At 58.5% G+C, this 19725-nt stretch carries 16 protein-coding genes, 1 tRNA gene and 1 pseudogene; 15 read left to right on the top strand and 3 right to left on the bottom strand.

Annotated elements, in window-relative coordinates; all coding sequences use genetic code 11:
• The first annotated feature begins 119 nt into the window (after positions 1 to 119).
• The 7 genes from DWY76_RS07915 to DWY76_RS07885 all read left to right on the top strand — a co-directional run bounded on the left by DWY76_RS07915 (position 120) and on the right by DWY76_RS07885 (position 8329).
• Positions 120 to 1937, top strand: a complete 1818-nt coding sequence (locus DWY76_RS07915) for an HlyD family efflux transporter periplasmic adaptor subunit (RefSeq protein ID WP_120080809.1) — start codon at positions 120 to 122, stop codon at positions 1935 to 1937.
• Between the two features lie 14 nt (positions 1938 to 1951).
• The gene (locus DWY76_RS07910) at positions 1952 to 2701 is read left to right on the top strand and encodes an ABC transporter ATP-binding protein (protein ID WP_097774684.1); all 750 of its coding nucleotides are present in this window, start codon (positions 1952 to 1954) and stop codon (positions 2699 to 2701) included.
• Positions 2698 to 3903 (top strand): ABC transporter permease, encoded by a 1206-nt coding sequence (locus tag DWY76_RS07905; protein ID WP_120080807.1) that lies wholly within the window; start codon positions 2698 to 2700, stop codon positions 3901 to 3903. The genes DWY76_RS07910 and DWY76_RS07905 overlap by 4 nt, the downstream gene beginning before the upstream one ends.
• A 58-nt stretch (positions 3904 to 3961) precedes the next feature.
• Positions 3962 to 6064, top strand: coding sequence for an S-layer homology domain-containing protein (locus DWY76_RS07900; protein WP_044953515.1), 2103 nt, complete (start codon positions 3962 to 3964; stop codon positions 6062 to 6064).
• Complete coding sequence (locus DWY76_RS07895; protein WP_120080805.1) at positions 6064 to 6843, top strand: phosphoribosyltransferase family protein; 780 nt, start codon at positions 6064 to 6066, stop codon at positions 6841 to 6843. Before DWY76_RS07900 ends, DWY76_RS07895 begins: the two co-directional genes overlap by 1 nt.
• 95 nt (positions 6844 to 6938) lie before the next feature.
• Positions 6939 to 7016: transfer RNA gene (locus DWY76_RS07890), tRNA-Pro, on the top strand.
• 293 nt (positions 7017 to 7309) lie between these two features.
• The gene (locus DWY76_RS07885) at positions 7310 to 8329 is read left to right on the top strand and encodes a hypothetical protein (protein ID WP_243111982.1); all 1020 of its coding nucleotides are present in this window, start codon (positions 7310 to 7312) and stop codon (positions 8327 to 8329) included.
• Between the two features lie 77 nt (positions 8330 to 8406).
• Here the strand turns inward: DWY76_RS07885 and DWY76_RS07880 are convergent, their stop codons facing one another.
• Entirely contained in the window at positions 8407 to 9357 is a 951-nt protein-coding gene (locus DWY76_RS07880; RefSeq protein ID WP_044954278.1) for an RluA family pseudouridine synthase, read from the bottom strand.
• Between the two features lie 104 nt (positions 9358 to 9461).
• On the opposite strand from DWY76_RS07880, the gene DWY76_RS07875 reads away from it, so the two are divergent.
• The 7 genes from DWY76_RS07875 (at position 9462) to DWY76_RS07840 (ending at position 18117) form a co-directional block, all read left to right on the top strand.
• On the top strand, positions 9462 to 10178 hold the full coding sequence (locus DWY76_RS07875) for a hypothetical protein (RefSeq protein WP_120080803.1): 717 nt from the start codon (positions 9462 to 9464) through the stop codon (positions 10176 to 10178).
• 426 nt (positions 10179 to 10604) lie between these two features.
• A complete protein-coding gene (gene alaS, locus DWY76_RS07865; RefSeq protein WP_120080801.1) occupies positions 10605 to 13268 on the top strand; it encodes an alanine--tRNA ligase in 2664 nt (887 codons plus the stop codon).
• 127 nt (positions 13269 to 13395) lie between these two features.
• Positions 13396 to 13728, top strand: coding sequence for a histidine triad nucleotide-binding protein (locus DWY76_RS07860; protein WP_005946271.1), 333 nt, complete (start codon positions 13396 to 13398; stop codon positions 13726 to 13728).
• Between the two features lie 26 nt (positions 13729 to 13754).
• Positions 13755 to 14294, top strand: a complete 540-nt coding sequence (locus tag DWY76_RS07855) for a phosphoribosyltransferase family protein (protein WP_120080799.1) — start codon at positions 13755 to 13757, stop codon at positions 14292 to 14294.
• A gap of 90 nt (positions 14295 to 14384) precedes the next feature.
• The gene (locus DWY76_RS07850; protein ID WP_243111980.1) at positions 14385 to 16412 is read left to right on the top strand and encodes a ComEC/Rec2 family competence protein; all 2028 of its coding nucleotides are present in this window, start codon (positions 14385 to 14387) and stop codon (positions 16410 to 16412) included.
• Positions 16413 to 16477: 65 nt separating this feature from the next.
• Positions 16478 to 17506: a DNA polymerase III subunit delta gene (gene holA, locus DWY76_RS07845; protein WP_120080798.1), complete on the top strand. Its 1029-nt coding sequence runs from the start codon at positions 16478 to 16480 to the stop codon at positions 17504 to 17506.
• On the top strand, positions 17503 to 18117 hold the full coding sequence (locus tag DWY76_RS07840) for a DUF4093 domain-containing protein (protein ID WP_120080797.1): 615 nt from the start codon (positions 17503 to 17505) through the stop codon (positions 18115 to 18117). Before holA ends, DWY76_RS07840 begins: the two co-directional genes overlap by 4 nt.
• 28 nt (positions 18118 to 18145) lie before the next feature.
• Here DWY76_RS07840 and DWY76_RS07835 read toward each other — a convergent pair whose 3' ends face one another.
• Together DWY76_RS07835 and DWY76_RS07830 are read right to left on the bottom strand one after the other, a co-directional pair.
• Positions 18146 to 18847: a sigma-70 family RNA polymerase sigma factor gene (locus DWY76_RS07835; protein WP_243111979.1), complete on the bottom strand. Its 702-nt coding sequence runs from the start codon at positions 18845 to 18847 to the stop codon at positions 18146 to 18148.
• Positions 18848 to 19051: 204 nt separating this feature from the next.
• Positions 19052 to 19369: pseudogene (locus DWY76_RS07830) on the bottom strand (recombinase family protein); the annotation flags it as partial.
• A 160-nt stretch (positions 19370 to 19529) separates the two neighbouring features.
• Between DWY76_RS07830 and DWY76_RS07825 the strand changes: the two are divergent.
• The gene (locus DWY76_RS07825) at positions 19530 to 19694 is read left to right on the top strand and encodes a GTP-binding protein (protein ID WP_243111978.1); all 165 of its coding nucleotides are present in this window, start codon (positions 19530 to 19532) and stop codon (positions 19692 to 19694) included.
• Positions 19695 to 19725 lie beyond the last annotated feature (31 nt).

The raw sequence follows: 19725 nt of genomic DNA, 5'->3' as shown, positions 1-19725 counted from the left end.
TGTAATAGACGAAAATGCGATAAACTAACAATAAACTCTTTATCGCGCGCTTTTGCAAAGCCTGCGCCCGATACCGAAACCAGGGCATGCCCTGAAAGATACAGGAGGAAACAGCAAGCATGATCTTTAAAAAGAAGCAGGATGCTGCGGTACAGCAGACGGCTGCGGGTGAGGCAAAGCCCGCAGCGAAGGGCGGCAAAGCAGCAGCCTTTTTCCGCAAGAACTGGAAATGGATGGTGCCGGTGGTGTGCGTGGCCGTGCTGGGCGGATGGTTCATCCTGCGCCCGGACAAGGCACAGAACGCCAATACGGACATCAACTATGTGCAGGTCTCGCCGTCCAAGCGGGATGTGTCCAACACCCTCAGCGGAACCGGCACTCTGAACCCTGCTAATACGTATAATGTTAAGTCGCTGGTAGCGGGCAAGGTGTTGACCAGCAGCTTTGAGGAAGGGGATATCGTGGAGGAAGGCACCGTGCTGTACACGGTGGACTCCTCCGATGCCACCACCAAGGCGGAGCAGGCGTCCATTGCTCTGCAGCAGGCACAGCGCAGCTACGACAAGACGGCAGACCGCCAGTATGTCCGCGCCGAGGTGGCAGGTGTTGTGAGTGCCCTCAAGGTGGCCAAGGGTGACGAAGTGACCAGCGGTCAGGAAGTGGCGGTCATCCGTGACAGCTCCAAAATGGTGCTGCGGCTGGAGTTCCCGGCAGCAGATGCCGCCACCTTCTCGGTGGGCCAGAGCGCAGAGGTGACGCTGGACGGCACCTTTGAAATGCTGACCGGCACCGTGACCGCTGTGACCGGCACCGATGCCCTGAGCACCGGCAACCTGCTCACCCGCACCGTGACCATTGCTGTGCGCAATGCAGGCGGCCTGACCACTGCGCAGGCAGCAACGGCAACCATCAATGGCGTGAACTGCATTGCCGCCAAGTGCTTTGAGTATCAGGCGGAGCGCACCCTGACTGCCCTTGCCGCCGGTACCGTGACGGCCATCAATGTGCCGGAAGGCGGAGCCGTAAACAAGGACGATATCGTGCTGCAGATCAGCGGCGAGGACCTGACCGAGGCCATCCAGTCTGCCGCCGAGAGCCTGCGCAGCGCCGAGCTGAACATGGACAATCTGCAGGAGGCTATGAACAACTACACCATTACCTCGCCCATCAGCGGCACCATTATTGAAAAGAATGCCAAGGCCGGGGACGCGCTGTCCGCCGGCTCGGACCTGTGCACGATCTTTGACCTGAGCTATCTGGAGATGACCCTGAACGTGGACGAGCTGCAGGTCAGCAGCCTGTCGGTGGGTCAGAGTGTGCAGGTCACGGCGGATGCCGTGCCGGACAAGACCTATACCGGCGTTGTGACCCGTGTTTCCATGAAGGGTACCTCCAACGGCGGCACCACCACCTACCCGGTCAAGGTGCGCATTGATGAGACCGATGGCCTGCGCCCGGGCATGAACGCCAATGCTGAGATCGTGGTGGCACAGGCAAAGAATACCCTTACCGTGCCCAACGCTGCCATCGTGCGCGGCGGCTATGTGCTGGTCACGCAGGACTCCCCCAGCGCAGTCAACGCAGACCCGGGCATGATCGCGCCGGACGGCTATGTGTATGTGCCGGTCAAGACCGGCGTCAGCGATGACAACTACACCCAGATCGTCAGCGGGCTGACCGGCAATGACACGGTGGCTTACGACTCTGCCGCAGCAAGTACCGATACGTACTATGACGACGGCGGCTATTACGAGGCGGATGCAGAGGGCACCGAGGGCGAGGAAGGCGCCGATGCTGCGAACAGCATGGTCGATGAAGAAGAACCGGAAAACGGGACCGTACCGGCGGAAGAGCCTGTGGAAGCCGAGGAAAAGCAGGGCTCCGCAGAGGATGCCGTGAATCCGTCTCAGGCAGACGGCGTGGTCTATCTGGGCTGACACAGGAGGAATGCATGAGCGCTCTGATCGAGTTTGATGAGGTGTGCAAGTATTACCAGATGGGTGACACCACGGTAAAGGCTGCAGACCACATCACCATGAAAATCGAAAAAGGCGAGTTCGTGGCCATCGTGGGCCAGTCCGGCTCCGGCAAATCCACCTGCATGAACATCATCGGATGTCTGGATGTGCCCACCCACGGCACCTACCGCCTGAACGGAAAAGACGTTGGCCGGATGAGCCGCAACGAGCTGGCATCCGTCCGCAACGAGATGCTGGGTTTCATCTTCCAGCAGTACAACCTTTTGCCAAGGCTCAACCTGATGGAGAACGTGGAGGTGCCGCTGGTGTATGCGGGCATCGGCCGCGCCGAGCGCCACGCCCGGGCCAAAGAGGTGCTGGAGCAGGTGGGTCTGGGCGATAAGCTCAGGAACCGCCCCAACCAGCTTTCCGGCGGCCAGCAGCAGCGTGTTTCCATCGCTCGGGCGCTGGTGCGGAACCCGGCGGTCATTCTGGCCGACGAGCCTACCGGCGCACTGGACAGCCACACCGGCCGCGAAGTGCTGGGAATGCTGCAGCAGATGCACGATGAGGGCCACACCGTGGTGCTCATCACCCACGATAATTCCATTGCGGTGCAGGCAGACCGCATCATCCGTCTGGAGGACGGGCGGGTGGTCTACGATGGCGATGCCCATGCACCGGAAGCCGTGGTGCAGCCCACGCTGCTGCCGGAAACGCCGGATGAGGAGGAGAAAGCATGATTATTGAAACCTTCCGTCAGGCCATCCAGAACGTGTGGAGCAACAAACTGCGCACCTTCCTTACCATGCTGGGCATCATCATCGGTGTTATGGCAGTCATCGTCATCGTGGGCTTGGGCAACGGCATGACCAAAAGCATGCGCGACAGCTTTTCGGCACTGGGTACCAACACCCTTTCGGTGCAGGTGTGGGGCAACGGCTCACGCACCGTTTCGGTGGAGGAAATGTACAAGCTGCCCACGGAGTACCCGGAGCTGATCCAGTCCATTTCGCCGCAGATCGATTTCAGCGGCAGCGGCACGCTGAAGATCGGCACTACCAGCTACCGCTGGTCCAACATCAGCGGCGTGGACGAGAACTATTCCGCCATGAAAAATTACCAGATCGCGCAGGGACGCGGCCTGCAGTACATGGATATGAAGGATAACAAGCATGTGTGTGTCATCGGCGATTACCTCAACCGTGTGGCCTTTGGCGGCAACGGCCTTGGCCAGACGCTCAAGATCGGTGCCAACAAGTTCCGCATCGTGGGCGTGCTGGCGGCCAAAGTCAGCGATCCGGACATGCAGCAGGGCAGCGATGACGATTGCGTTTACCTGCCCTATACCACGGCCATGCGTCTTTCCAGCCAGAGCACGGTGAACAACTATGCCGCGGTCATGGAGGATGAGGGCCGCGCCAACGAAGCAAAGTCTGCGGTGGAAAGCGAACTGCAGCGCCTGCTTGGCTCGGATAACGGCTACTATGTCTATAGCGCCAGCGAGTGGCTGGAGGAAATGAACAACATGATCAACATGGTCATTGTGATCCTGACCGGCATTGCCAGCATTTCGCTGCTGGTGGGCGGCATTGGCATCATGAACATCATGCTGGTGTCGGTGACTGAGCGCACCCGCGAGATCGGCATTCGCAAGGCACTGGGTGCCAAGGAACACACCATTCTGTCGCAGTTCGTGGTGGAAGCAGCCACCACCTCGGCCCTCGGCGGCGCACTGGGCATTGCACTGGGCTACATCGTATCCATGGGAGCAAACAAGGTGCTGCCCATGTTCACCAGCGGCACAACGGTTACGGTCAGCCCGTCCTTCAATTCCATCGCAGTGGCCTTTGGCATCTCGGTGGGGATTGGCGTGCTGTTCGGCTACCTGCCCGCAAAGCGCGCAGCGCGGCTCAACCCCATTGAAGCATTGCGCTATGACTGAACTCTTCTCAGCCGGCGTTGCGCCGGACTGCTAAACACCAAGGAAGGGGAATATACCTATGAAAAAACGTCTTTTCGCATGTCTGCTTGCAGCATGCCTGGCTGTATCCGTGCTGGTGCTTCCGGCATCGGCGGCCAGCCTGAACAACTCGGCCATCCAGACGGCCATCACGCTGGGCGCTATGGATACCAGCCAGACCGGCAGTCTGGATGCTGCCGTCACCCGCGGTGCATTTGCCAAGATGCTGGTCTCCTTTTCGGCCTACCGCGAAAGCGCCAGCCAGCAGGGCAATCTGGGCACACTGTATAAGGATGTGCCCGGCAGCTCTCAGTGGGCACCCTATGTGCGCATTGCGGTGCAGCAGGGCTGGATAAACGGCTATACTGATGGTACATTCCGCCCGGATAATACGGTCACGCTGGAAGAAGCCTGCACCGCAGCGCTCAAGCTGCTGGGCTATAAAATGACCGACCTCAACGGCGTGTTCCCGACGGCACAGCTGAACAAGGCGCAGGAACTGGGCCTGCGTAACCAGCTGAACCGCAGCCAGAGCGAGGCCATGAACTATGAGGATTGTGCTTTGCTGTTGTATAACACCCTCACGGCAAACACCGCCTCTGGCAGCGCCTATGGTACCAGCCTGGGCTTTACGGTTTCGAACGGTCAGGTGGACACCTCCACGGTAATGCTCAAGAGCCTGAAGGGACCCTTTGTGGCAGCGGAAGGCACCCAGCTGCCTTTTACGCCGGTGAGCATCTACCGCAACGATAAGGTCTCGGCTTCTGCAGAGCTGAACCGCTACGATGTGTATTATTACAGCGAAAGTCTGCAGACTGTATGGATCTACACCCGCAAAGCAGCAGGCCGCATCACTGCCGTTTCGCCCAGCGCCAGCGCACCCACGGCCGTTACCGTGGCGGGCACCAGCTATCAGCTGGGCAGCACAGCAGTGGCTTCCAAGGTGTCCAGCCTGAACGGCGGCGGCGTGGGCGAAGTGGTCACTCTGCTGCTGGGCATGAACAATGAGGCGGCGGATGTTATTACCGGCGCAGAGGCCGACGAGGTGTTCTACGGCGTGGTGCAGGGCGCAGCCCGCAGCCTTGTGGAAGATAACGGCGCGGATGTGCTGCAGCGCGTGGCTGTCATGTGCACCGATGGTGTTCAGCGCACTGTGAATGTGGACAAAAGCCTGAACTACCCCAAGGGCTGGCTGGTAGAGATCCGCGTAACGCCGGAAGGCGAGTCCGTGAGCGGCATCGAGAACAAGGTCGTTACCGGCAAGGTCAATGCAGATGCAACGGCACTGGGCAGCTATGCCCTTGCCGACGATGTACAGATTCTGGATACAACTGCGGAGGGTGTGGCTGGGACGGTTCGTCCCAGCCGCCTAGCGGGGACAGACCTGAATCTTCTGAACGTCCGCTACTATACGCTGAATGAGAAGGGCGAGATCGACCGCCTGATCCTGAATGATGTCACCGGCGACCTGTGGACCTACGGCGTGCTGGATGATATCAAGAATGTGGCAGTCAACTACTCGGAACTGCAGACGCTGGCCAAGATCATTTCCACCGGCAAGAGCGACAGCACGGATACGCAGGATAAGATCGTGGACGACCTGAAGGATGTTCTGGTGCCCACCACCAGCGAAGTGCTGTGGGGTGTGATCAACGGCGACATCCTCTCCACTCTGTGGCAGAAGATCACAGCCAACACGGATAGCCTGCTCAGCCTTGGTCTGCGGCAGGTGGGCAGCCTTGTAGGCGAACCGTATGCGTCCATCTTCCGCTATATTGGCGGCGGTGCTACCTATGTGTGCTATGTCAATGGTTCGCAGGTAGCTTTCACCACCAACGTCAAATATCCGGTGCTGGTAGGTGGTGTTGCAGCCCGCAGAGAGACGACCGGCAGCGTGCGGACGATGGTCCAGCTCATGCCCATGAAGATCGATCAGGTGGGTGCAGCGTCGGTCATGAGCAACGGCACCCGCTTTGAGATGGCGGACGACGCACAGGTGTATCTGTGGTACAAGGGTCAGTACTACGCCACCAAGCTGACCGAGGTCAACTCGGAGGGCTACTACCTGACCGGCTGGTACGATAACTTTGGCTGTGCTGCGGGCAAGCGCGTGCGTGTGATCGTGGCCGTCAAAAAGGACTGATGGATTATTACAGCGTCCCGCGCCGCATTCTGCGCGGGGCAAGACAGCTGGTGTATCCGCGCCGCTGCCCGTTTTGTGATCGGGTGCTGGGCAGTGTGCCTGTCTGCCCGGATTGTGCCGCGGAGCTGGAAGAGCTGCGCAGGAAGCCGGGAATGCGGCTGGACGCTTCTCAGCATTATTTAGGGGAACTGACCGGTGCAGCAGCACCGTTCCGGTATGAGGGCTGTGTGCGGCGCGGCATCCTGCATACAAAATACCATGCTGCACCGTGGGCGGCGGTGGAGCTGGGCCTCTGGCTGGCAAAGCTGGCCTTTGGCAGCGAGATGCATATGGCCGGTGCAGAACCGGTGCCGGAGCTTGTGGAAGGCATGTCCCTTGGGTACGACTGCATCGTTCCCGTACCGGCATCCGGCAGAGCGCGCGGCTACAATGTGCCGCAGCTCATGGCGGTGCCGCTGGCCCGCGCACTGGGGATACCGCTGTACCCGAAAGCACTGGGCCGCACTCGTGCAAAGCGGCATCAGGCGGGCCTGCCCTTTGAGCAGCGCCTTGCCAATGTGGCGGGTGCCTTCCGGGTGACGGACACGGAACTTGTGGAGGGCAGAAAGGTGCTTTTGGTAGACGATGTGATCACCACCGGTGCCACGGCAGCAGCCTGCACACAGGCGCTGCTGACAGCCGGTGCCGAGAGTGTGTTTGCAATTGCACTTGCCACTGTTGAATTTGAAATGTTTCCCGCAAGGGATCAGCCGCTGCAGGAAAACGAGCCGGAGTTTTGAAAATTTATTTGCAAAAACTTGGCAGAAAAAGCTTGACAAAACACCCTGAATCAAGTATACTAATTGAGCTGTGAGCGATAACTGCTTGCAGATATCCGGGTGTAGCGCAGTTTTGGTAGCGCGCTTGAATGGGGTTCAAGAGGCCGTGAGTTCGATTCTCGCCACTCGGACCAAAAGCTCCACAGACGAATTTGTTCGTCTGTGGAGCTTTTTTGTTTGCCCACAGCGTGGTCAGAAAATGAAAAAAGAATGCAAAATGCGGTGCGCTTGAAAAATGTCAGGACGGGATTTTTGTAAAAAATGTAGAATATCTTGCCGGAAACTGTGCATTCTCTCCAACAAAAACTGCCCAAACGTGTTGATATTGAGAAAAAAGCTTCACAAACGTTTACAAAAGGGTAACAGGTTGGTATACTTTATGGTGGTAAACGTAACAAGCCATGGAAGCTGAAAGGAGAACCTACCCGTGAATACCGCTGCACCGTCCCGTAAAAAACTGCTGAGCCTTGTGCTGACACTGGTGTTTATGCTCACCTGCCTGCCGGCTGCCTTGGCAGTTGATCTGAATGTGGACGCAGGCTTCTACTTCAAGCAGAGCCGCGGCGGCACCTGCACACTGGCATCCGCAGCCATGATGCTGCGCCGCCGTGCCTATTTTGACGGCCTGACCGACTGGTCCACTGTGACCGAGAACAGTGTCCGTTCCACGGCATGGTCCAACGGGCTTTCCCACAGCTTTACATATAAGGAGATGCAGGTGGGCTACGGCACACTGCCCTCCCGCAAACAGGAAAAAGTGCAGACCCTGATCACCCTGCTTTCGCAGCACCCGGAGGGCATCGTGCTGTATGACCGCAGCCAGCCCCATGCAGTGCTGCTCACCGACTACACCAACGGCGACTTCTATTGCTCCGATCCGGCAGGCAACATCTCTTCCGGACGCATCCCGCTGGAAAACTCCAGCGTTTCGGTCAATAGGTCCTCCTGCTACTGGTATGTGGCATCGGATCACAACTTCATTGCTGCAGAGGCTGACGGCCTGCGTCTGGAAGGCATGAGCTACCCCATCAATGTCCGTGCGGGCAAGGGCATGGCGCTGACCGGCACTGCAAATGCTGCGCTGGGCACCACCCTGACCAATGTGCAGGTGGCAGTGCTGGACGAGAACGACCAGACGGTGTTCACTGCACAGGCAGCACCCAATACGGCAATCTTCTCCTTCAAGTCGCTGGACAGCTCCATCCGCTTTGGTGAACTGCCCGCAGGCAATTACACCTACATGGTGGTCGTGACCGATTCTCAGGGCGATAACCTCTGCTTTACCAGTGACTTCACGGTTTCGGATGGCTCGGCAAGCAGCGGCGTTTACTGGTCGGTGAAGGATACCGAGGGCACCAAGCTGCTGGACAGCATTCAGGAAGTTCAGGATGCCTTTGCAAATGCAACTGAGTCCACTCTGGGCTGGTTTGGCGGTCTATTCCAGTAAAATCATAAACGAAAAAAAAGAAGTCCCGGAATACACTTCCGGGATTTCTTTTTTGCTGTAATTTGTTGTAAAAAAGCTTATTTCAGGGTTCCGTCCAGTACCTGACTGTAATACCAGGGCTTTGGTGCGCGGAAAGTCTTGCCGCTGAGGAACTCGAAATCCGGCTGGGTGAAGCGGGGCATGGTGAGTTCCCATGCGCACAGGGCCTGATACTTGAGTTTCAGCTCGCGGTTGGCGGTGTTGTTGCCGTATTTGCTGTCGCCCAGAATGGGACAGCCGATGCTGGCCATGTGTGCGCGGATCTGATGGGTGCGGCCGGTGATCAGCTGCACCTTCAGCAGGGCCAGACGGCCGGAGACGGCGATGGTCTCGTACCGGGTCTCCACTTCCTTGGCACCGGGCTGCTTTTCCTCCACGATCTTCACGATGCCGCGGTCCGCGTCCTTGAGCAGATAGCCGCCCAGAGTGGCATCCGGCGGCATCGGACGGCCGAAGGTGACGCAGAGGTAGGTCTTTTTCACTTCGCGGTTCTTGATGGCTGCAAGGAACAGCTCTTCGGCCTCCGGGGTCTTGGCAACGATGACAAGGCCGCTGGTGCCGGTGTCCAGCCGGTGGCACAGCGCCGGGGTGTACAGGTCGTTCTCCTTGTACTCGCCCTGCTGGTTCAGGTAGAGCAGGGTGCGGTTCAGCAGGGTGTCGTCCTCCGGACCATCCACGGCAAGACCGGCGGGCTTGTTCACAATGACGATCTGCGGGCAGTCGTAGACCACCTGTGCCGGGCCGCGGGCGTTCTTCCACGCCGGGCCGTCCACACGGCGGTCCGCATCCAGAACTTCATCCAGAATGAACAGCTTGATCTCATCACCGGCCATCACGCGGGTGGAAAGCGGCTGCTTTTTGCCGTTCAGCTTGATCTTGTTCTCCCGCAGGGCCTTGTTCAGGCGGCCCGGGTTCAGTGCCGGGTACTGCTGCATCAGGTAGTTGTCCAGCCGGGTGGGGGCAAGACATTTTACTTTTAAAATTTTCACGGGAAATTCCTCTCTATCTTAAAATCAGTTACAATAGAATGGGTTCTTGATTCGTTTTTATTGTAGCGGAATAAATCTACCGCGTCAAGAAAGAAGGTATTTTTATGAACCTGAAATATAAGATTCTGGCTGTTCTGGCTGCGGGCATCGCATTGACGGCCTGCGGCGGCTCCGGCACCCCCGCCAGCACCCCCGCATCCAGTACAGTGCCGGCCTCGTCCCATGTGGCAGAAGAAGGCGTTACGGAACCGATCAATCTGCAGACATGGACACTGGATGACCTTGATGACACGCAGACCACCACATTTGTTTCTGCCTCCATTACCTCCGGTGTGCAGAACGGTAAATTGACTGCAAAGGTGTTTGGCTACGACATTTATAAGAAAGAGGAGATTGAAAACCTTGCCGTTGGAGACAAGATCACCTTCCATGAAGAGGGTGCGGCGCAGGATCAATGTGTGACAACCGAGGTGAAAAGCATTGAGCGGAATGACCAGCACCATCTTGTAAGCATCAACGGCGGCATGGAGCAGCCCGGCGGGCTGGATCTGAAGCTGGAGGATGATGACACCTACCGGACGATGACCTTTGACGATTACCCGCTCTATTACGAGATGGGAGAAAAGACGATGCCGCTGGCAGAGGATGTAGTGCTGAAGGACAGTTCTGCCGACCCGCAGGCCGAAGCTGTGGAGACTACGGGCGCAGATGCGGTGGCAGCAGCGATCAATGCAGACCCCGATAACTGGACCACCTATAATACCACGCTGGTGGTGCAGGGCGGCAAGGTGCTGGAGGTGCGCCGCATCTGGGTGCCGTAAATTTTGCTCAAAACCGTTGACAAACGTTTTGCGTATGCTATAATTTAGCTGTACGCAAAGGGGCACTTCGCCTGCCTTGCGGAATGTAAAATTATGACAGATGGCAATGATGGGGTCAGAAATGCACACACCACCGTCCAGAGAGAGCGCCCACGGCTGTAAGGTGCTCCGGTCGGGATCATTTCGCGCCACCCCGGAGCTTCCGGCGACACAAGTCGGACGCAGCGCAGCGTTAACGCGCCGAAAGCGGCAGGGGACACATTTTATCCTTTGCAATTTGGGTGGTACCACGGAGTTTGACGCACAAGCAGCCTTCGTCCCTTTTGGGATGAGGGCTGTTTTTTGTTTTTTCACCGTGCCGCCCCTCTGCCATAACAGCATAAAAACGGCGCACAAACGCCAAAGACGATTGAGGAGAGAAAACCTATGCAATGGACCGGTTTGAATGAACTGCGTGAAAAGTACCTGAGCTTCTTTGAGAGCAAGGGCCACCTGCGTCTGGACAGCTTCCCCCTGGTACCTAAGAACGACCCCAGCCTGCTGCTGATCAACAGCGGCATGGCACCTATGAAAAAGTGGTTTCTGGCTCAGGAAGAGCCGCCCCGTCACCGCGTGACCACCTGCCAGAAGTGCATCCGCACCCCGGATATCGAGCGTGTTGGCATCACTGCCCGCCATGGCACCTTCTTTGAAATGCTGGGCAACTTCTCCTTCCAGGATTACTTCAAAGAGGAGGTCATTCCCTGGGCATGGGAGTTCCTGACTTCTGACGAGTGGATGGCCATTCCGAAGGACCGCCTGCACATCTCTGTGTACGAAGAGGACGACGAGGCTTACGATATCTGGACCAAGAAGGTGGGCATCGCCCCCGACCACATGGTGCGTCTGGGCAAGGAGGACAACTTCTGGGAGCATGGCTCCGGCCCGTGCGGCCCCTGCTCCGAGATCTACTTTGACCGCGGCCCCGAGTACGGCTGCGGCAAGCCGACCTGCGGCGTGGGCTGCGACTGCGACCGCTATATGGAGATCTGGAATCTGGTGTTCAGTCAGTTCGATGCCGACGGCAAGGGCCACTACGAGCGTCTGGCACGCCCCAACATCGATACCGGCATGGGTCTGGAGCGTCTGGCCTGCGTGATGCAGGGCGTGGGCAACCTGTTTGAGGTTGACACCGTGCAGAGCGTGCTGCACCATGTAGAGCACATTGCCAACAAGACCTACGGCGAGGACGACAAGACCGATATCTCCATCCGTGTCATCACCGACCACATCCGCAGCTGCACCTTCATGGTGTCCGATGGCATCCTGCCTTCCAACGAGGGCCGTGGCTATGTGCTGCGCCGCCTGCTGCGCCGTGCTGCCCGCCATGGCCGTATGCTGGGCATCACCCGCCCGTTCCTGGTGGAGCTGGTGGAGACTGTTATCCAGTCCAGCGAGAGCGCATACCCCGAGCTGCGCGAGCACGATGCTTATATCAAGAAGGTCATCGGCACCGAGGAGGCAAACTTTGCCCGCACCATTGATGCCGGCATGAACATCCTGAACAACATGATCGACGGTCTGGAAAAGGCACATGAGCACCTGCTGAAGGGTCTGGATGTGTTCAAGCTGAACGATACCTTCGGTTTCCCGCTGGATCTGACCAAGGAGATCGCTGCAGAGCAGGGCATTGAGATCGACGAGGAAGGCTTCCACGCCGAAATGACCAAGCAGAAGGAGCGTGCCCGTGCGGAGCGCCTGAAGAAGAACATCTCCGGCTGGAGCGAGGATCTGTTCGGTGCGCTGAATGCAGAGCCCACCGTCTTTACCGGCTACGAGACCCTGAACGACACCGGTGTTGTGGTCGCCTTGAGCGACGAAGAAACTCTGACCGATGCCATTGCTACCGACGAGGAAGCGAAGGACGGCGTGCTGGTGGTTCTGGATAAGACTCCCTTCTACGCTGAGATGGGCGGTCAGGCTGCGGACCACGGCATGCTGAACAGCGCCGACTGCAGCCTGCGCGTGCTGGATGTGAAGAAGACCCCCAAGGGCTACTACGTCCACACCTGCGTGCTGGAGAGCGGCATCGTGAAGGTGGGCGACCATCTGACCGCTCAGGTGGATAAGGAATACCGCATGGCCATTGCCCGCAACCACACCGCCACCCATCTGCTGCAGGCAGCTCTGCGTGAAGTGCTGGGCGACCACGTCCATCAGGCAGGCTCCTATCAGGATGCAGAGATTACTCACTTCGACTTTACCCACTTCAGCGCGGTCACTCCCGAGGAGCTGGCCCGCGTGCAGAAGATCGTGAACGATAAAATCTACGAGTCCATGAACGTCACCGTCCGGGAAATGCCCATTGAGGAAGCCAAGAAGCTGGGTGCAATGGCTCTGTTCGGCGAAAAGTACGGCAAGGTCGTGCGTGTTGTGGACATCGAGGGTTGGTCTACCGAGTTCTGCGGCGGCACCCACGTGAAGAACACCGCCCAGATCGGCGGCTTCAAGATCGTGAGCGAGGCCTCCGTTGCTGCGGGCATCCGCCGCATCGAGGCTGTCACCGGCCGCAACCTGCTGATCCGTGCAAACCTGCAGGAGGCTATGCTGCATACCGTGGCAAACACTCTGAAGGCAAACAATGTGACCGCTCTGCCCGTCCGTGCCGAGGCCGTGATGGCTGAGAACAAGGCTCTGGCCAAGGAGCTGGAAGAGATCAAGGCACAGGTCGCCGCTTCCAAGGTGACCAGCCTGTTTGACAATGCCGAAGAGATCGGCGGCGTGAAGATCGCTTCTGCATACTTCACCGGCACCACCGGCGACACCCTGCGCGGCATGTGCGATACCATCCGCGACAAGGCTGTGAAGCCCGCTGTGGCGGTTCTGGTGGGCAAGTCTGAGGATAAGATCACCATGGCTGTCACTGTGACCAAACAGGCACAGGAAAAGGGCCTGAAGGCCGGTGCTCTGGTCAAGGAGATCGCTGCCATTGCCGGCGGCAAGGGCGGCGGCAAGCCGGACTTTGCAATGGCCGGCCTGAAGGACGAGACCAAGATCGACGAAGCTCTGGCTGCTGTCGGCGCCATCGTCAAGAAGGCTCTGGGCGAATAAGAAAACGGGTTCGCCCTCTCCGTCAGCGCTGACGCGCTGCCAAGGGCTCTCTCTTTGGGAGAGCTGGACGCAAAGCGGCCTGAGAGGGCGGGGACGTTTATAAAATATCAGGAAGGAGTTGTTTCCCATGGAAGATTGTCTGTTCTGTATGATCGCGGAGGGGAAAATCCCCTCCAAGAAGCTGTACGAGGACGAGCAGGTGGTGGCGTTTTACGACATCAACCCGCAGGCCAAGGTGCACTTTCTGGTGGTGCCCAAAAAGCACATTGTCTCTGCCGCTGCGCTGACCGAAGAGGACGGCGCACTGCTGGGCCATATCTTTGCAGTGATCGCAAAGCTGGCTGCGGAGCAGGGCCTGAACAACGGCTACCGCGTCATTTCCAATGTTGGCGAGGACGCAGGCCAGACCGTGAAACATCTGCATTTCCATGTTCTGGGCGGCGAAAAGCTGCCTGTCTGATTCCAATAAAAAGGGAGCGTTGAATTATGGCTGAGACCTATACTCTGCACGTTGCAGGCCTGACCCGTGAGCTGACCATCTGCAAGGTGAATGACCACATGGACATTGCTGCTTTTATCATGCTGGGTGATGCCGAGCTGACCGTGGCTGCTGCCGCTGAACTGCTGAAGAAGTGCCCGGATTTTGATATCCTGCTGACCGCCGAGGCCAAGGGCATCCCTCTGGCACACGAGATGAGCCGCCAGAGCGGCAAGCCCTACGTCTGCGCACGCAAGGGCGAAAAGCTGTATATGACCGACCCCGTGGTGGTGGAGGATCAGTCCATTACCACCGCAGGCAAGCAGAAGCTGGTCATCGACCGCAAGGAGCTGGACAAGATGAGCGGCAAGCGCGTTCTGGTGGTGGACGATGTCATTTCCACTGGCGGTTCGCTCAAGGCTCTGGACGCGCTGGCTGAGCAGACCCAGTGCACCATTGTGGGCCAGGCCGCTGTTCTGGCCGAGGGCGATGCAGCTGAGCGCAAGGATATCATCTTCCTGGAGCCGCTGCCCCTGTTCATCCACTAAGCTGCAATGCGCCGCCCGCTCTGCGTTTTCTGCGCTGGAATGCTGGGTGTGGAGTTAGTGTGCGTTTTTTTGCCGCAAACGGAACTTTTTGTGCCGTTTGCGGCATTTTTTGTTGCCGTTTGTCTGGTGCTGTGCATCTTTGATGCTGCCCGCAAAGCAGCGCTCTGCATCCTGCTGGGTGCTGCTGTGGGTATGGCATCGGTGCTGCACACGGCAAACCGGCTGGAGCGCATCCGTGTGCAATATGCAGGCCGTCCGCTGGTGCTGACCGCAGAGGTGGAAAGCACGGCGGATTCCTACGATCCCGGTATCGTGGATGCGGTTTTGCATGTAGAGAAAGTGAACGGCAGCGCGGCATCCTTCCGGGTGGAGTGCAGTGCTTTGCCGGAGTGCAAAGCCGGGGAAAGGGTGCAGGGAAGATTTATACTGTCGGCCCCGGCATCCGGAAGCCGGGTCGGCCTGTATGCGGACGGCATCGCTCTGCAGGCGGAAATGGACGAGGACGGGCCGGAGCTTACAGTTCTGGGCGAAAGCGGCAGCTTCCGCGCCCGCACCCACCGCCTGCAGCAAAGACTCAGTGCGTCGCTGCGCCGCCGTATGGACGGCAAGACCGGCGGTGTGCTGGCTGCCATGACTACCGGCGACCGGAGTTATCTGTCTTCGGCCATGCGCAGCGCCTACCGGGGCGCGGGTCTTGCCCATGTGCTGGTGGTAAGCGGAATGCATGTGTCCATTTTGTGCGGTGATATCCTCAGCACACTCCTGCCCTACGAGTGGGAGCAGAGCTACCGCAGGCGCAGACACCGGGCGGTATTCCGAAGTCTGCTGGCCTTTTTGCTGATGGGCGTGACCGGCTTCACACCCTCGGTATGCCGCGCCGCAGTGGCGGTCTGGGTCGGTGCACTGGGTGTGTGGCTGTACGGCCCGCCGGATACCCTTACCTCTCTGGCGGTGGCAGGTATCGTTATGACCGCAGGCAACAGCTATGCAGTGTGCGATATCGGCTTTGAACTTTCGTTTGCGGCCGTGGTGGGCACGGTGGCAGGCGGTGTGTGCATCCGCCGCGCCCGGGATGCGTGGTACCGCCAGTTCTGGAGAAACGCGAAAAATCCGGTGAAGCGCCCATGGTATTTCAAACTGCCGGAACGTCTTTGGGGCCTTGCGGAAAGCATTTGCATCTCGTTTTGTGCTTCGGTGGCCACATTCCCGGTGCTGGTGCTGCGCGGGCTGAGTGTGAGCATTTATGCGGTGGCATCCAGTGTGGCGGTGCTGTGGCTCATCCAGCCCATGATGCTGCTGGGCCTTGGCACGGCCTTTGCCGGCCTGGTACCCGCTCTTGCTCCGCTGTATGGGGTGCTGTCCGCAGCGTCTGCGGCGTTGACCGGCCTGCTCGACCGCTGGGCCGTCTGGATCTCTGCAAAACCGGGCGCGGGCATCTACTTCGATACGGCCTATGCAGCCATCGTGTGTCTGGTGCTGATCCTGTTGTGCTGGCTGGCGTTCCACTGGAGGGTACGGCTGCGGGTGGCAGGGCCATGCATCCTGCTGGCGGTAGCTGTTTCCATCGGGCTGGGCAATGCTCTCAGCCGGGATGTGGTGCACATCGACCTTGTAGGCAGCGCCAACGCGCCGGCAGTGGTCGTCACCCAGAACGATACCGCCGTGGTGCTGTTCCGGGGCGGAGCTTCTGCCCAGAACGCAGTGGAAAACCAGCTTGCCCGGCGGGGCGTGCAGACTGTGGAGCTTGTGGCAGACCTGCGCACAAACCCTAAAACGGCCTGTACACTGGAAGCAGAGCGGACACTTCCGGCAGCAGAAATGGCGGTGAACACAGCACAAAAGCTGCGGTGCACACCGGCTCTGGTGGAAATGCTGCGCACCCGGAATGGCTGTCTTGTGCGGCTGACTGTGGGCAACCGGCAGTTTGCCGTGGTCAATGGAACTGTAGAACTGGCAAAACAGGTCACAGTGCAGTGGCTGATGGCCTCCTCTGCAAAGCCGGATGCTGTACAGTATAAAAATGTTCTGGCCCTGCGCAGCTATGACTGGATGGACAACAGAAAAGAACTGGCGGCATCCATCAGCCTGCGGCGGCACGGCGGGCTGAAAACGGAGTGATGCTTTGCAATCCGGGCAGAGTGTGGTACAATAGAACAACACCATAAGAGAAGGGAGGTGCCTGCATGGCGACCGAGACAAAACTCCGGCAGTTGGCGGACAAGGAGTGTCCGGTCTACTATTTTTATTCCAGTGAACGGTATCTGGTGCGGCAGGCCGTGGCAGCGGCCACCCGCATCCTGACCGCAGACAGCGACGAGGACGCCACGGTTCTGGATGGAGCTGCGCCGGAGATCGAACAGCTCATCATGGCGGCGGGCACCATCTCATTTTTTGGTACCCGGCGTGTGGTGGTGCTGCCGGAGATCGACCCTGCAGCTTACAGTGACAAGGATCTGGAAGAGTTGAACAGCACCCTTTCCAGTCTGGAAAATGCTGTGGTGGTGCTGGGCAGCGTGTTTGAACTGGAGCGCAGCAAGCTCAAAACAGGCAAGCGCGCACAGAAGCTGATCGCGCAGTGCAAGGCGCTTGGCTACACCGAAGAATTGGCTAAGCCCAAGCCCTTTGAACTGAAAATGATGATGATCGATCGCGCAAAGGAGCAGAAAACCACCCTGCCGGACGGCGCAGCGGCGGCGCTGCTGGAGCGCTGCGGCGAGGATCCGTTCCTTTTGGAAAATGAGGTGGATAAGCTCTGTGCATTGTCCGGGTATCAGACGGTCACGGCAGCGATGGTGGCGGAAATGGGCACGGTCAGTCTGGAAGCAGACGTGTTCGAGATGATCCGCATGATCACGGCCAAAAACGCCACAGGTGCCTGCAAAAAGCTGCAGACTTTGCTGCGCCTGCAGCAGGAGCCCATTGCCATTACAGCGGCCATGATCGGCAGCTATGTGGATCTGTACCGGGTCAAGCTGGGGGCAGCAAAACGGAAAAATTACAGCACGGTATTCAAGGATTTTGGCTATAAGGGCAGTGATTACCGGCTCAAGCGGTCGGCCGAAACAGCCTCGCATTACACGCTGGGCCAGATCGAAAACTGTATGCAGGTGCTGCTGGAACTGGACCAGAGCCTGAAAAGCCAGCCTACCGATGACCAGATCCTGCTGGAAACAGCGCTGTGCCGGTTGGCAATAGCGGGGAGCGGACGATGAAGGAAAACGAAATGATCCATACAGGCCGGGTGCTCATTGTGGAGGGCAAGTACGATGCGGCCCGGCTTTCCCATCTGACCGATGCCATGATCCTGCTGACGGATGGCTTTGGCATTTACAGCGACAAAAAGCGCCAGCAGCTGTTCAAAGCGCTGGCGCAGAAAAACGGCCTGATCCTGCTGACGGATTCGGACGCAGCAGGCTTCCGCATCCGCACCTACATCACCAATCTGGTGGGAGAAAAGAATGTGGTTCAGGCTTACGTGCCCGCGATCCACGGCAAGGAAAAGCGCAAGGAACAGCCCGGCAAGGAGGGCCTGCTTGGGGTCGAGGGTGTGGACGATGCCATCGTTCTGCAGGCGCTGCGGGATGCCCTTGGCGCTGAGGCGGGTGCCGCAGCGGCCCGCCCGGAAGGACGGCAGATCACCTATACCGACCTCTACGAGTGGGGGCTTTCCGGCAGGCCGGGCAGCGCCGAGCGCAAGGCAAAGCTTCTGAACGCGCTGGGCCTGCCGCCGCGTCTTTCCAAAAAGGAGCTGGTGGAAGCGCTGAATCGACTGTATACTTTTGAACAATTGAACGAACTGCAGTTGAAAATTCTGGATAGCTGACTGCATGGCGCAGGGGCGAGCGCACCGCTCACCTCTGCGCTGTTTTTGTGCTCGGAACATCCCACCGCTGGCGCAGAAGTTCCAGCGCATGAGTTTCTAGACGGGAAACATAGCTGCGGCTGATGTCCAGCAGTTTTGCAGTTTCCAGCTGGGTCAGCGGCGGCTGGCCGGAAAGACCATACCGCAGCAGAATGATCTGTCGCTCCCTGGCGGGCAGGCCGTCCAGCAGCTGCCGCATCCGGCGGATATCGTCCTGCGTTTCGCAGGTGTCCTCCATGCAGAAGCTGTCCTGCAGCACATCGGCCAGCGTCAGCGCAGAGTCACCATCTGATTCCAGCGCTTCCTGCAGCGAGACGGTCCCGCCGGTTTTGCGGTTCCGGCGGAACTGCATCCGGATCTCATTTTCAATGCACCGGCTGGCGTAGGTGGAAAAGCGTGCCCGACGGTCAGAGTCGAAAGTATCCACTGCTTTCATCAGGCCGATGGTGCCGATGGAAATAAGGTCGTCCTGATCGCCGGGCAGGGCGTAGTATTTTTTTACGATGTGTGCCACCAGACGCAGATTGTGCCGGATCAGTTTTTCCCGTGCGGCAGGGTCACCGGCACGCAGTGCGGAAAAGGCTTCGGTTTCCTCCCGGGCAGAGAGGGGCCGCGGAAAGCTGCCGCTTTCCAGATGAAGCGCCAGAACCAGAAACTTTGTGGCAAAAAATTGCAGAAGAGATAAAAACATGCCGACCCCTCCCCATAGTATCATAAACGGTTACTGTAATTTATGAAGGAGGGCTTGCCTTTTTTCCGGACTCCGGGGCGAACAGTTCTGCCTCATTGTCCACAAAATACTGATAGGCGTCCTTGTCTGCAATCAGGTAGACAGGATTCTGCAAAATCGACTTGATGGAAAACCGGGTGAACGAACGCCCGTTTTTGTTTTGATGCCCAGCCGTCCCAGTTCTTCAATCAGGCTGGAAAAGTCGCTGATGTTGCGGCTGATGCGGTCCAGACGGTAGACCACAATGGCCTTGAATTTCCGGTCCTTGGCCGCAGTCATCATCTTTTTGAAATCTGGGCGGTTCAGGTTGCCGCCGGAAAAGCCCTCGTCCTCAAAGACAACGGCATGTTCCGCGGCGGCATCGCCGTAGTGAGTGCGGATATATTCGCGGCAGAGGTCGATCTGATTTCCGATACTTTCGCCCTTGCCGGTATAGCGGGACTTGCGGGAATAGATGGCAATGGTGTCAGCAGTTTTGGCCATGAGATACTCCTTTCCTGTTGTCCGGTGGCCGTAGATGCGGCTATTGTAACGCCAACCGCATAGGGCCTTTGGTTCGGCCTACTTTTTGGAGCTGGGCCTCTCGTGCCAGCAGCTCGAACAGAATATCCCGGCCCTCTTCACCGACCCCGCGTGCGGCCATGTGCTGCGGGCGAAAGGCTTCGTACAGGACGAGAACGGCTGGGTGGAGCTGAACGCCACCGCCGATGGCCTGACGGCAAACACTATCCCCAAGGGGCAGGAAGTGCTCATCGTGATCGGGGAGGGGCTGGAGAAAGAACGGATTGAGGTGAGATTAAAGGGGTAAGGCGGATTCCCCGTATATCGTTGTATCTTTC

Source organism: Faecalibacterium sp. AF27-11BH, assembly GCF_003603005.1.
GTDB classification, from domain to species: domain Bacteria; phylum Bacillota; class Clostridia; order Oscillospirales; family Ruminococcaceae; genus Faecalibacterium; species Faecalibacterium taiwanense.
The sequence above is the reverse complement of the archived record's forward strand: the minus strand, read 5'-3'. Positions and strand labels throughout refer to the sequence as shown.

What these genes read in the sequence shown, in the direction of transcription:
- DWY76_RS07840 (WP_120080797.1), top strand. Translation starts at nt 17,503, where the DNA reads ATGAAGGAAAACGAAATGATCCATACAGGCCGGGTGCTCATTGTGGAG.
- DWY76_RS07855 (WP_120080799.1), top strand. Translation starts at nt 13,755, where the DNA reads ATGGCTGAGACCTATACTCTGCACGTTGCAGGCCTGACCCGTGAGCTG.
- DWY76_RS07895 (WP_120080805.1), top strand. Translation starts at nt 6,064, where the DNA reads ATGGATTATTACAGCGTCCCGCGCCGCATTCTGCGCGGGGCAAGACAG.
- DWY76_RS07915 (WP_120080809.1), top strand. Translation starts at nt 120, where the DNA reads ATGATCTTTAAAAAGAAGCAGGATGCTGCGGTACAGCAGACGGCTGCG.
- DWY76_RS07835 (WP_243111979.1), bottom strand. Translation starts at nt 18,847, where the DNA reads ATGTTTTTATCTCTTCTGCAATTTTTTGCCACAAAGTTTCTGGTTCTG.
- alaS (WP_120080801.1), top strand. Translation starts at nt 10,605, where the DNA reads ATGCAATGGACCGGTTTGAATGAACTGCGTGAAAAGTACCTGAGCTTC.
- DWY76_RS07875 (WP_120080803.1), top strand. Translation starts at nt 9,462, where the DNA reads ATGAACCTGAAATATAAGATTCTGGCTGTTCTGGCTGCGGGCATCGCA.
- DWY76_RS07905 (WP_120080807.1), top strand. Translation starts at nt 2,698, where the DNA reads ATGATTATTGAAACCTTCCGTCAGGCCATCCAGAACGTGTGGAGCAAC.
- DWY76_RS07860 (WP_005946271.1), top strand. Translation starts at nt 13,396, where the DNA reads ATGGAAGATTGTCTGTTCTGTATGATCGCGGAGGGGAAAATCCCCTCC.
- holA (WP_120080798.1), top strand. Translation starts at nt 16,478, where the DNA reads ATGGCGACCGAGACAAAACTCCGGCAGTTGGCGGACAAGGAGTGTCCG.
- DWY76_RS07910 (WP_097774684.1), top strand. Translation starts at nt 1,952, where the DNA reads ATGAGCGCTCTGATCGAGTTTGATGAGGTGTGCAAGTATTACCAGATG.
- DWY76_RS07900 (WP_044953515.1), top strand. Translation starts at nt 3,962, where the DNA reads ATGAAAAAACGTCTTTTCGCATGTCTGCTTGCAGCATGCCTGGCTGTA.